Genomic DNA, 12,309 nt, shown 5'->3' on the forward strand with positions numbered 1-12,309 from the left:
TATATTTAGGAAAGCACACTTCTATAATCGATTTATCAACTTTTCGATAAGAGTGTTTTCATAATGAAAAAGACATTAGTCATCGTTACTCATCCTCACATAGACCAGTCTGTTGTAAATAAAAGATGGGTAGAGGAACTAGAAAAACACCCAGACCAATTTACGGTTCACCAAATTTATCAAGCCTACCCAGATGGGGTGATTGATGTTGCCAAAGAGCAAGCATTGGTAGAAGAACACGAAAATTTAGTATTTCAATTTCCTGTGTATTGGTTTAACTGCCCACCGCTTTTGAAACAATGGCTTGATGAAGTTTTAACGTATGGGTGGGCTTACGGTTCAACAGGCGATAAGCTTAAAAATAAGAAGTTTATGTTGGCTGTGTCTGCTGGTGTAAAAGAAAAGGTCTATTCAGAGTATGGTGAATACAAGCTTTCTTTAGAGCAGATTTTTACTCCATTTAAGCTAACAGCTTTATATATTGGGGCGGACTATCAACCGCTTCATGCATTTTATGGTTTAGATACCAATCCATCAGAAGAAGATGATGTTCCGACGCACCAAGATATAGAAAATAATGCGGTTCAGTATGTTCAGAAGTTATTAGCGTTGTCTGAGTAATTTTTAAGGTAGGGAGGCCTAAGCGTGAGAGTTTGGGTCTTTTAAAAGTGAAAAATAGTTTTGCTATCTTTCTGATTTTCGATAAGTCATTTGCAAAAATCAAATTTGTCTATAAGTTGAAAATACAATAATACGTCTTTGGAAAAAATTATGAATATCGCGCCTTTTCCATTTCAAATTACAAACTGGGAAGAAATTGAAGTCACTGAATATAGCGGTGAAACTGGAAAAGCTTATTGGAAAACTCAATTTTTTGGTGAAGAAACAAATAAAATTAGAGTAAGACTTGTCGAGTACTCAGCAAACTACTTGGCTGACCATTGGTGTGAAAAAGGGCACATACTATTTTGCCTAGAAGGTGAGCTAGAAAGTAGATTGAAAGACGGACGAACATTTACTTTAACGTCAGGCATGAGTTATCAAGTAGGAGATAATTCAGAGCCACACCAGTCTTTTAGCCTGAATGGTGCGAAGTTACTTATTGTTGATTAGATTGTCTTTATTTAGATTTATTAAAAAAGTGCAATAAAAAAGACCTAAATCAAAACGATTTAGGTCTTTTTTGAATTCTGGCGGGAGAGAGGGAAATAACTTTTAACATTAAAATTTTGATAATTAATAAGTAAATAAAATAGGATTTTGTATTTTACCCCCAGTTATACCCCCAACTGATAGGAGGTAGGTGCATGTTAACCGAGCTGTTAGGTTGTAATTTAACATAAGTCATATAAGAACTTATTTGCTTTTATCACAATCATTATTTTTCTAATGAATGATCATTGCCCTGTATGAATAGAACAGTTTTACTATACTTTCGTTTAGAAAAGCACATTCTTTAAGAACACCCTAATAGGGTGTTTTTTATGCTGTTCTTCTGGGTTATATATAATTTGATAGCTTATATATCTTGGAATAAGTAAGAAAAAACCATGGAATAAGTATAAAAAACATTAGGAATTAGTGTCTTAAATATATGGAATAAGTATACTAAAAATTAGTAATATTTTGGTTAGTAATAAGGAGTTTCATTTGGAGAAGCGTAGGGCCTATGGGGAAAAACAGTCTCAAGAATCTGAATTAAACTGGCAGAATACTAATCAGGAAGCTTCTCATGAAGAGTTAGCTAATTTGATCGTTGCAAAATTATTAAGTAATGAAAGTATAAAGCACTTGACTTCTCTTACTAAGAAAGAAAAACAGCAAGCAGGTCATCAAACCTCTAATAATTTGAACTCTGTTGAGCGTAGAAAGAAGCGATTAAGTTTTTTATCTAAAGTCTCAGATGAAAAACATTTAATTATTTTTGAAAAAAAATTTAAATTTGTTCAAAGCTATTTGGATGGAGTGAAGATAGCAAATCAAGAGCTTTATGAGGACTTTCAGGTATATGGCTTTCCTGAAAAGCGAAGAATCAAAGAAGAGCAAGTTGATTTAGCTCAAAAAGTTCTTGATAGTTATAAAATAGATTTGCTTAATCGTATAGAAAAATTCATGTTGGTATTAGCTTTAAAACCACTACCTGCATTTATTGAGGAAAATATAGATGAGCAGAGAGTATTACAGGGTCTTGATAGAAGTATTACTTCTATCGGGAAAGAGTTCATTTATTTATTATCAAAATACGAAACGATTAGTAGGTTTGACCATGAATATTTGACTGTAAGTGTTAAAATTTTTGTCTCTTTTATTATAAATAGATTAAATCCAGAAAGTAGAAACTGTGAATTTTATTTAGATACGGATATTTCTAAAGAATCTATTTATGAATTAAATAATTTACTCTTTATGCTAAGAAAAGCTTTTATTCAAGGCCGTTATGATAATGTTTCAGTCGGTGCTCTGAAAGGTTTCTATGCGAATAGAGTGGGACCGCAATTTCGTAACTACGCGGAGCTTTATAAAACTCTTCAAAATTTAGAAGTTAAAGCAGAAAAGATGAGGTTAAGATTAAAACCTCACAAAACTAAGGACGTTGCAGTCTATAGATTCCAAGTAGAAATTTTTCAAAATAGCAAATCCGTTCGACATGATTTCTTTGGTGTTTTTCTTACCTCGTTGATTAAAAAAGCAAAGCAGCCAAATGGTTTGGTAGGATTGATTGACCATATCTACTTATGGAAAGAAATGGAATCCTCAACATTACAACTGGACATTATTTTATTTTTTGATGCAAATACACTGACAGTTCATAAAGATGAATCTTATTTATTCGGCTCGATAAAAAATAATTTTGAAAAACTAATAGGAACTCTTCTTGATAAGAAAAATAGTCATCAAGAAGCTAGTGATCATTTTAAGCATAATTTTAGTGTTACTCAAATTCCTATTCTATACAGATTTTTATCGGAAACGGTCTTATTACTGGAAAGCCGGGATCCAAGATGGAAAGAAATCGAAACTAAGCTTATTCCCTATTTCCTTATTATGGCCGGTGTTTATGAACGAGGATTTTCGGATAAAATTACAAATCGAATTGGTGGCGGCAGAAATGTAACATAAGCCATTTTAGGCTAATGAAAAGCATTTTTGATTACATCTTAATAAGCTAGTGGCATCGGATAACTGTACAAGTTTTAATTAATATTATATAAGCTCGATTTGCTGATATATGGAATTTGAGCTTATAAAAAAACTTTATTATCAAGAGGGGTGTTCCACCAGAAGGAGTTATCACATTGGTGTAATGACTTAGTTAATACACACCAACATATCCAATCTCTAAATCATAGCCTATATCCTATAACCCTATTATATATCTACTTAAAACCTATTACATAATCACATTACTTAACTATGATCTTAAAACCTTTAGGTAATTAATAACACCATAGCCACTTCATGTAGTCCTAAACAACTACAGGTAAGTGAGCATGAACTTAAGCCTAAACCAAAATGAAATCAGCGAAGCATCCCTACTGATGGCAATTGAAAGATTTGTTCTAACTAGTCTCGATGCTATAAAACAGCCAAGATCATTTTATGACACCTTCACAGACCTTCTCTTAGACTTTGATCAAGTCTATAACCCTGACTTTAGCTATACCTGTTTAATCGATCTATTTTGCAGTTTGCTCCATGACTACGATCTGCAATATGAAACCTCATTATCACTTTGCAATCGCTTGAAACGAAGAACCTTTAAAGACTGGCAAGCTTATTTCAATCAAGCTAGAGCCGATCACCTGAATGAATTACGCCAACATCGTTATAACGAAAGATTAAATGCTGCCAAGCTTGATAAGCGCCTTGAGGGAATATTGAAAAGCTATTGTGCTGTGCTGGTGGTACGGGTTGATTTAGCCTATGTGGTTAGTCCAGATATTGAACAGGTGGATAATGATTTAGAAACGCTTAGAAGAAAGATCAAGCGTTCTGAATATGGAAAGGATGTATTGCTACTGATATGGGCATTAGAACAAGGGGAGAAGAAGGGATATCATTGCCATATTGCATTGATCTTTAACGAGCGTAAGCGCACGAGTGCATGGAATATTGCCAAGGCTGTGGGGGAGTTATGGGAAGATGTTACAGCTGATGATGGAAGTTACTTTAATTGCCATGATCGTAAGTACCTAAGGAAATATGAAGAGTTAGATACCGTGGGTATTGGCATCATCTATAGTAAGGTCGATTATCAGGTGCGAAGAATGTGTTCAACGTTATCCTATTTAGCACGACCTGAAAAAGAACAATACCTTCGAGTAAAAACAACGAGGAAGATGCGTACCTTTGGCATGTCACAGCATTAATTGGAATCATACACAGATATGTACCATCTAGATGAGAAACATCTTCTCTTTATTGGCTTATCACATCGTTAAGCCTTTTCTATTTCAGAGGTATATCTTATGAACATTACTTGCCCAAACTGCCATTCAGAACATGTCATCCGTGTAGTACAAAATAACGCTTCACAGGCAGGAAATCAAAGTCTGGCATCATCAGCTTCGTTTGCTACGATGGGTGCAGCATTATCCAAGAGCTTGCCTATTTCACCTATACTGGGGGGAATCGCAGGAGCCGTAGTTGGTGGTTTATTAGGTTCAATATTTGGTTCTGGTTCTACTGCATCAATGCAATCTCATTTTCAATGTCAGGGTTGTGGGTTTACTTTTTATTAACGAAGAGAAAATGAATTAAGGGAGGATAAACCTCCCTAAACTTTACATTAAGGAATGTTCGTTAAAGAAGACTTAAGTGTTTAAAGCAATCCGCTTTTATGAACCGAACTTCCAGTCTCCTTGATCGGTAGAAACGACTATTTCAATAATCTTTGCTCGACCACAATTGTTCGTATCTACGGACATTGTTTGCCCGAAGCCTAGTCGTCTTGGTGTAGTTATTTTTTGGTATAAAGGGCAATTACCACGGTTGACCGTGACATTTGAAACAGAAACATCATCTACAAGTGATTGAATCTTAATGATCGACATGAATGAGTGATGTGGATTTTCTTCAACTACAACTTTTACAGGTGAGGTTTCTGGTACGTTGGAAGCTGTCTCATTTAGGTTTTGAGAATGATTGCCACGCTCAATGATGTTAAAGCACTCATCATTTAAAGTAGATTCAATATCTGAGGTTTGCCTATTCCATGACAACTGTTGGCTATCACAACCATAGATATCATCCGATTGATTATCCAAAAAACGGATGTTCCATGTATAAAGAAAAAGTTCTTCAGATTGCTGACGCAGGAATCTAACATTATCGACTGAAAAGGCGGTATAACTATCCGGATGTTTTTGATCAAGTAGGTGCTGTAAAGTTTCTTTACCATAGGTGGCAATGTCATTTTTGCCTTGTTCAATGAGCTGTTGTGAATCAGTTGTATTGGCTTTAGCTGTTTCAGTTTGAGCAGTATTTGAAGAAGCCTTGTCTGTCGATTCATTTTTGGTGCAGGCTTGCATTAAACAACTTACAAGCAAAGTAAGAATGATTTTATTATTCATGGTATTTCCTAAAACGTGTACTTCCATTAAATGCAGAAGTGATGGTTGTTATTGATGTGTCATGGAATAGCTTGATTACTTATGCTTTGGGTGATTCGCCATATTGATTTGCTGATGGATTACCTTCTTGGGCAGCCCAAAACAGCAGTAGTAGAACGCCTACAATTGGTACGAGAGCAATCAACATCCACCAACCTGAACGATCAATGTCATGTAGCCGTCTTACATTGACAGCAATATTCGGAATAAATGTAATCAGCATAGCGATTGTGGCTAAGTCTTCATTCATGAAGCTTAAAAGTAGGCTTAATAGCACACAGAATAATTCGAAATACCAGAACTCACGTCGTCTTGCACGGCCTTTAAAATCTGCAAATTTCTTAAAGCAGGTAAATATGGCTTGTTGATAGTTGTCTTCACCTTGTTCCCATTTTCTAAAAGCCTCTTTAGCTTTATGTGAACTTTCTTGACTAGCGGGAGCTGTGTATGAAGAGTTACTTTGAGTTGGTGTATTCACTATGGCAGGAATTGGGTTGGCTGTTATTTCAAGATAAACCCCTATTGCTTGCCCCTCAGCATTTATCTCAAAATCAACTTCATAGCCACGGACTGGTGCTTGAGTTTCTTTCCACTCACTGCCTACAAAGTTATAGCGTTTGTGATCTTCGCCTGTAATGATCCCAGTATTAGTCTGGATTGAAAAATCAAGAATTCTACCTTTCATTGTTATGTCCTTGTTTTAGGTATTTGATAAATTGATATAGAAGTGAAAGATGCATTCACCTAGATTGGTTTAACCATCACTTCATGTCACAACACCAAACAGCTTTTATTTACTGTCTAAGCTCTAGAAGGGAATTACTCTTGCCCCACAAAACAAGGAGGCTGGTAAGAGTTACAAATTGTTAAACCCTAACGCCTATAAGGTATACAGAACATTTTCACTGGGCGTATTTATCCCTACTTCATGAAGCATAAGCAGAATAAAAGTTGATTGTGTTGGTGTATAAAAGTTTTGTTATTAGCCGAGTGGCTTATCTTTCAAGAGACAGGAGCGCACAGGTTTTCTGCCATCGAATCGATGAGCGAAAGAAAGGAAGGATGTCTTAAAACAGGAATTGAAATTAGTCATGGTAACCACTCCTATATAGATAAGAAGTTCTACCAGACATGATTTATTGATTAATGGTGGCAGAACGAAAGAGGGTTGACAGACCGGATTGGATTGACACCAGCACACTCGAAAGTGTCCCTCTCCCGTCCTACCGCTACGGGAGGAGACGAGATGTACCCTCAAAATTATCCCTCAGAAGGAATAACTCTGATGCAATCCAATAAACCGACCTGTCAAAGTCGACTGGCAATGTAGGCCAGCAACGTCATCATAATCTCTGAAAATGATCCCGTCAATTTACTGCGCGGTAAAGTTGCATCGTGTGTCTAAAAAATAATTTAAAAAACTTTCAGATATATACCATCTAAGTGAACTCATTCTGATTGAATCCATTTTCAGAAAACTTCCCGTTTTGGCCTGCTCCCCGCAGGCCTTTTTTTATGCAGCAATTCAATTTTTACATCTTAGTTATCGTGAATAGAGAGGTTACTTTATGGCACATTTAGTAGAAACAATGGCATTTGTTGGCGACACCCCGTGGCATGGATTAGGCAATCCACTCAGTCCAAATCAGCCGATAGAGGTATGGGCACAACAAGCAGGTATGGACTGGCGTATAGAGTCATCTAATGTCAGCTATATGGCAAAGAATGAGCGTGGGCAAAATATCCTTATGCCCTATGAGGAACAGCGTGTTTTATATCGTTCAGATACTCATGCACCGCTATCCGTTGTAAGTCAACGTTTTAAGGAAGTACAACCTAAAGAGATTTTAGAATTTTACCGTGATTTGACGGAGCAATCAGGTTTTGAGCTGGAAACAGCGGGTGTACTTAAAGGTGGACGTAAATTTTGGGCATTGGCTCGTACTGGGCAATCGGCAGCCCTGAAAGGCAAGGATGTGAGTAATGGCTATATTTTGTTGGCAACGGCATGTGATGGCACACTCGCAACCACGGCACAATTTACATCTATACGTGTGGTATGTAACAACACCTTGGCGATTGCTTTGAAAGGGCAGAACTCCAATGCAGGAGTCGTGAAAGTTCCACATAGTACCAAGTTTGATGCTGAGAAGGTTAAGCAACAACTTGGTATTTCAGTGCGTGCATGGGATGAACACATGTATGAAATGAAGCAACTCAGCCAGCGTAAAGTCACCCAGAGTGAAGCTGCTGCTTACTTCGATGCAGTGTTTAATAACACAACGATGAGCATTGTCGAACAGGATGACAACATCATTCAGTTTTATCGTGAAGTTGCTACTCACGCTCAAGCCAATAGTAAAGAAAAACCTGAACCCAATGCTAAATCCATGAGTAAAGCTATGGAGATGTTTAATGGACAGGGGCGTGGAGCAAACCTCTCTTCAGCTAAAGATACTGCCTACGGATTACTCTGTTCGATGACAGAATTTATTGATCACGAGCGTCGTGCCATGAGTATTGATCACCGACTTGATTCTGCATGGTTTGGTGCAGGTGCAATGATGAAGCAGCGTGGACTGGAACAGGCTTTAAGACTTGTCTCTTGATCTGAAAATACATCACTGATTCATGAAGGGTTGGTGATAACTAATTGTTTTAAAATGAAAGTTAAAAAGAAAAAACCATAGCTTCGGCTATGTTTTTTTATGCTCGCTATTTCTGAGTACATTCATTTATTTAATGAAAGATTACGACAAGTTTCGTCGTTCGTCTTTTCTTAACAAAAGATACTTTAACTAAGACATGGTAAACTTAACTTTATAAAATTATTAGGAAATAGCCATGAAAAGAGATTGGGATATTATTCGGGCAGTTCTTATCGCAACAGAAGAAGACCGCTTTGATGAGTATGTTGAAGAGTTAGAAGGCGATTCACTTGTTATTGGAAATACAGTTCTTTTAATTCAGGCAGGTTTTATAACTGGAGAAGCTCTACTAAGTCTTGATGGAATAGATGATGTTTCCGTGCATGATTTGACTTGGCAGGGACATGAATTACTAGATGTGATTAGAAGTAAACCTGTATGGGAAAAAATAAAAACAACGGCTTTAGAAAAGGGGCTTGAACTTACCTTTGATGTAGTTAAAGCGTTAGGTGCAAAAGCTATAGCACTTATTATTGGCAATTAATTGACTAGATATCATTTATAGATTGATTGTTCTTGTTAAAATAAAATTGGAAGAACTTAATTTTTAATAGTTTTTTGATAAATAAATAATTTTTTAGGGTACTATTGGATGGTGGACAGCTTCACGAGTGAACACTTTCGGTTGTTAGACCAATGGAAAGAACAAAAGAGGGATAATGTTAATGAGGAGCAGAATCTTGCGTATGATGAACTCAAAAGAGCATATGAAATAACAGAGCTGTGGGCGAATAAAGTAAAGGCTAAGCTATTTCCTGAAGGTTATGTCAAAGTTCGTAAGCGTCCAACGAGTCGGGCAAACTCTTTTTTTGCATATAACTGGGCACGTATATATCCAACGAAGAATTCTCCAGAAAAAATTGCTTATACAGTTGGTATAGATGTTGAGGGGTTTGTTGTCAAAATTGATACGGTTAATCTCAATGATAAAGATCCTACTCGTCGAAAATATTTTTCTATACGAGGGCAATATAATAACTCTTCCCCAATTATAGCAATGATTTCCAAGTCCGAAGGATTGTCTAAATCGTTAGATGAGTTGGTTGATTGGAGTATAGACTCTATCCAAAAATTCTCTCTTACTTATGATGAGCTTGTATCTAAGCTAAATATGAGAGCAGAGCAAAACAATGACACTTTCAATGATGAGGACCAATTTATGGGAGAGGGTATTATTACACAGCCCTTTAATCGTATTTACTATGGCCCGCCAGGCACGGGTAAGACATATCAAGTATCTAAACTGTTAAAGCAAGATTACGAAGTGCAAATGACAGCGATGTCTGAAGAAGAATGGAAAGCTCAATTTATTGAAGAAAAAGTTGCAGCATTGAAATGGTGGGAAGGAGTAGTTCTAGCTTTATTAGATTTAGGTGGAAAAGCAAGTGTTAGCCAACTATTGAAGCATCCTTTTATTGAGGCAATAGTATCAACGAAAGGTCGTAAAGATTATCTAAGACAAACCCTTTGGACTACGTTACAAGAGCGTACTATTGATGATTCTTCTACCGTTAAGCAAAAGTTACGTTTTAGTCCTCAAGTGTTTGATAAAGATGAAGAGTCATTTTGGAGGCTGGCAGGCGAATGGAGAGAGGCTTGTGCTGATCTTATTGCATTAATGGATGTTTATAGAAAAGGTAGTACTCATTCTCCAGAAATTATACGCCATCATAGTTTTGTTACATTCCATCAATCCTACGGTTATGAAGAGTTTGTAGAAGGCTTGCGTCCTGTATTAGATGATAATGAATCAGATGTTGTTAAATACGAGATTAAATCTGGAGCATTCAAGGAACTTTGCCGTAAAGCAAAACTGTTACCAAACCAAAGATTTGCTATGGTTATAGATGAAATTAACAGGGGTAATATTAGTAAAATATTTGGTGAATTAATCACCTTAATTGAGCCAGATAAGCGTGAAGGGCAGAAAAATGAAATTTCTGTTATTTTGCCATATTCAGGTGAATTATTCTCAGTTCCATCTAATGTCGATATTATTGGCACGATGAATACAGCTGATCGATCTTTAGCTTTCTTGGATACTGCACTACGTAGAAGATTTGAATTTGAGCCTGTTTATCCTGATGTTCGTAATGAAGCGAATGCTCCACTGTGTGGACTTCACGTTGTAGTAGATGAACAAGTCATAAATATTTCTCAGATGTTATCTGCTATTAATCAACGTATAGAAGTACTTTATGATCGAGATCATTCTATAGGACATGCTTATTTTACTTCCCTAATTAAAGCCCCTGATGGTGTTGAAAGATTAAAAGCATTATCTCTAATATTTAAGAATCGTATTATTCCCTTGCTTGAAGAATATTTTTTTGAAGACTGGCAAAAGATCCGCTTGGTTTTAGGAGATAATCAGAAAGTTAATGAGGAAAAATTTATAATTGAAATTCAAGAACATGAAGAGAATTTAAATAATCTATTCGGCAATAATCATGGTATGGGGCCTTATGATATTAAACCATCTTATGTGCTTCAGGATTCATCTTTTATGAACCCAAATGCATATATAAGTATTTATCAAACGTTGTTTCAGTAATGACTTGTTTAACAATATATGAATTTGATGCATTAACAACTGCCGATAAGATTGCATCAGATAGCAAAGGCGTACACATTGTTCCAACAAAAGTGTTTGATTGGTTAAGAGAACAATGTTTACGTATTGCAGATGTTGGGAATGCACCTTGGCTAAGATGGACGCAACGCCGAGGCCACCATGTTATACAGGTGACTAGTTTCGTGGGGGTAATACGTGCTCCAGATGGATTCCAGATAGAAGTACTTCCAAAAATTGGTAAGGCTATGGTCAACAGTACTATAGAAGTCCGTCAATTATTGATTGATATGTTGTGCTGTTTAAAAGAGTTTCGGCACATTAAAACTGATAGTGCAAAACTTTCAGCAACTCGTATGCCTTTACCTGAAATCTTTATAAGCGAGTTTCTACAAGAAGTTGGAATTATTATTAAACGTGGTATGAGGAGTGATTATCTTAGACGACAAGGTAATTTATCCGCTTTACGCGGAAAGCTTAAATTATCATCCCATTTACAGCAAAACCTATTTAGAGCGGATCGTTTTTTTACAGAATATGATGAATTTATAAATGATCGACCTGAAAATCGATTAATACGTTCAGCATTACGTCAGGTTATACTTTTAACGGAAACGCAGTTAAACCAACGCTTAGCTCGTGAACTAGATTTTGCTTTTACAGATATTCCTATTTCTACACAAATTAAAACAGATATTCAAAAAATTAGGCTGGATAGAGGAATGAGCTATTATGCACAAGCCTTGGCGTGGGCATGTCTTATTTTGAATGAAGAGTCACCATTAACAGGTTCGGGACAGTATTATGCTCCATCTTTACTGTTTCCAATGGAGGCAGTTTTTGAAGCTTATGTTGAAAAGCACTTATCAATGCAATTAGAGAAAGGTTTTAGTTTAAAGGCACAGGCACGTAGCCAATATTTAGTTCAACATAATAATCAAAATTGGTTTCGATTAAATCCAGATTTACTGGTTCAACTAAGAGGTACTACATATTTAGTCTTAGATACAAAATGGAAGCTATTAGATTCATCGAAGAAGAATGGACGTGAGAAGTATCAATTAAGCCAAGCTGATTTTTATCAATTATATGCCTATGGTCATCATTATCTTGATGGTAATGGAGATATAATACTAGTTTATCCAAAAACGGATACTTTTAATGATGTACTAGATGTTTTCGAATTTCCTAAGTCAAAAGGAATGAGGTTATGGGTATTGCCATTTTGCTTAAAAACACGAAAATTATTGGTGCCACAGTCAACTATAATTGATAATTATTTCTCAATAAAATAATTATAAAGGTATTTAAAGAGAACCTTTAATTTTAAAAAAATATTAAAAAATTAGAGTAAATGACACCACCTGTCAGTATGATGAGTAAAAATAGAACATGTTAGATATTTTAAAATAAAAGA

Annotated in this window: 11 protein-coding genes; 9 read left to right on the plus strand and 2 right to left on the minus strand. The window is 36.0% G+C overall.

What is annotated here, in order from left to right; genetic code table 11:
• The first annotated feature begins 63 nt into the window (after positions 1 to 63).
• The 5 genes from ywrO to MKX14_RS07150 all read left to right on the plus strand — a co-directional run bounded on the left by ywrO (position 64) and on the right by MKX14_RS07150 (position 4,742).
• Positions 64 to 621: an NAD(P)H-dependent oxidoreductase gene (gene ywrO / locus MKX14_RS07130; protein ID WP_240282136.1), complete on the plus strand. Its 558-nt coding sequence runs from the start codon at positions 64 to 66 to the stop codon at positions 619 to 621.
• Positions 622 to 771: 150 nt separating this feature from the next.
• Positions 772 to 1,113: a DHCW motif cupin fold protein gene (locus MKX14_RS07135; protein WP_001017481.1), complete on the plus strand. Its 342-nt coding sequence runs from the start codon at positions 772 to 774 to the stop codon at positions 1,111 to 1,113.
• A 537-nt stretch (positions 1,114 to 1,650) separates the two neighbouring features.
• A complete protein-coding gene (locus tag MKX14_RS07140) occupies positions 1,651 to 3,120 on the plus strand; it encodes a hypothetical protein (RefSeq protein ID WP_240282137.1) in 1,470 nt (489 codons plus the stop codon).
• A 371-nt stretch (positions 3,121 to 3,491) separates the two neighbouring features.
• On the plus strand, positions 3,492 to 4,370 hold the full coding sequence (locus MKX14_RS07145; RefSeq protein WP_240282138.1) for a YagK/YfjJ domain-containing protein: 879 nt from the start codon (positions 3,492 to 3,494) through the stop codon (positions 4,368 to 4,370).
• Between the two features lie 99 nt (positions 4,371 to 4,469).
• Entirely contained in the window at positions 4,470 to 4,742 is a 273-nt protein-coding gene (locus tag MKX14_RS07150) for a hypothetical protein (RefSeq protein ID WP_202724397.1), read from the plus strand.
• A gap of 96 nt (positions 4,743 to 4,838) precedes the next feature.
• Here the strand turns inward: MKX14_RS07150 and MKX14_RS07155 are convergent, their stop codons facing one another.
• Together MKX14_RS07155 and MKX14_RS07160 are read right to left on the minus strand one after the other, a co-directional pair.
• Positions 4,839 to 5,573, minus strand: a complete 735-nt coding sequence (locus tag MKX14_RS07155; protein ID WP_240282139.1) for a hypothetical protein — start codon at positions 5,571 to 5,573, stop codon at positions 4,839 to 4,841.
• 79 nt (positions 5,574 to 5,652) lie between these two features.
• Complete coding sequence (locus MKX14_RS07160) at positions 5,653 to 6,297, minus strand: DUF805 domain-containing protein (RefSeq protein ID WP_240282140.1); 645 nt, start codon at positions 6,295 to 6,297, stop codon at positions 5,653 to 5,655.
• Between the two features lie 883 nt (positions 6,298 to 7,180).
• On the opposite strand from MKX14_RS07160, the gene MKX14_RS07165 reads away from it, so the two are divergent.
• The 4 genes from MKX14_RS07165 (at position 7,181) to MKX14_RS07180 (ending at position 12,187) form a co-directional block, all read left to right on the plus strand.
• Complete coding sequence (locus MKX14_RS07165; RefSeq protein ID WP_240282141.1) at positions 7,181 to 8,221, plus strand: DUF932 domain-containing protein; 1,041 nt, start codon at positions 7,181 to 7,183, stop codon at positions 8,219 to 8,221.
• Between the two features lie 235 nt (positions 8,222 to 8,456).
• Positions 8,457 to 8,804, plus strand: a complete 348-nt coding sequence (locus MKX14_RS07170; RefSeq protein WP_032049996.1) for a DUF2513 domain-containing protein — start codon at positions 8,457 to 8,459, stop codon at positions 8,802 to 8,804.
• A gap of 141 nt (positions 8,805 to 8,945) precedes the next feature.
• Positions 8,946 to 10,874 (plus strand): McrB family protein, encoded by a 1,929-nt coding sequence (locus MKX14_RS07175; RefSeq protein ID WP_240282142.1) that lies wholly within the window; start codon positions 8,946 to 8,948, stop codon positions 10,872 to 10,874.
• Positions 10,874 to 12,187: an McrC family protein gene (locus MKX14_RS07180; protein WP_240282143.1), complete on the plus strand. Its 1,314-nt coding sequence runs from the start codon at positions 10,874 to 10,876 to the stop codon at positions 12,185 to 12,187. Before MKX14_RS07175 ends, MKX14_RS07180 begins: the two co-directional genes overlap by 1 nt.
• The last annotated feature ends 122 nt before the right edge of the window (positions 12,188 to 12,309 follow it).

Origin of the sequence: Acinetobacter pittii (genome assembly GCF_022449185.1) — a bacterium.
Classification (GTDB): Bacteria; Pseudomonadota; Gammaproteobacteria; order Pseudomonadales; family Moraxellaceae; genus Acinetobacter; species Acinetobacter pittii_I.

Bases quoted from the DNA above. Each gene is read 5' to 3' on its own strand.
- ywrO (WP_240282136.1), top strand. From the start codon at position 64: ATGAAAAAGACATTAGTCATCGTTACTCATCCTCACATAGACCAGTCT.
- MKX14_RS07135 (WP_001017481.1), top strand. From the start codon at position 772: ATGAATATCGCGCCTTTTCCATTTCAAATTACAAACTGGGAAGAAATT.
- MKX14_RS07145 (WP_240282138.1), top strand. From the start codon at position 3,492: ATGAACTTAAGCCTAAACCAAAATGAAATCAGCGAAGCATCCCTACTG.
- MKX14_RS07150 (WP_202724397.1), top strand. From the start codon at position 4,470: ATGAACATTACTTGCCCAAACTGCCATTCAGAACATGTCATCCGTGTA.
- MKX14_RS07155 (WP_240282139.1), bottom strand. From the start codon at position 5,573: ATGAATAATAAAATCATTCTTACTTTGCTTGTAAGTTGTTTAATGCAA.
- MKX14_RS07160 (WP_240282140.1), bottom strand. From the start codon at position 6,297: ATGAAAGGTAGAATTCTTGATTTTTCAATCCAGACTAATACTGGGATC.
- MKX14_RS07165 (WP_240282141.1), top strand. From the start codon at position 7,181: ATGGCACATTTAGTAGAAACAATGGCATTTGTTGGCGACACCCCGTGG.
- MKX14_RS07170 (WP_032049996.1), top strand. From the start codon at position 8,457: ATGAAAAGAGATTGGGATATTATTCGGGCAGTTCTTATCGCAACAGAA.
- MKX14_RS07180 (WP_240282143.1), top strand. From the start codon at position 10,874: ATGACTTGTTTAACAATATATGAATTTGATGCATTAACAACTGCCGAT.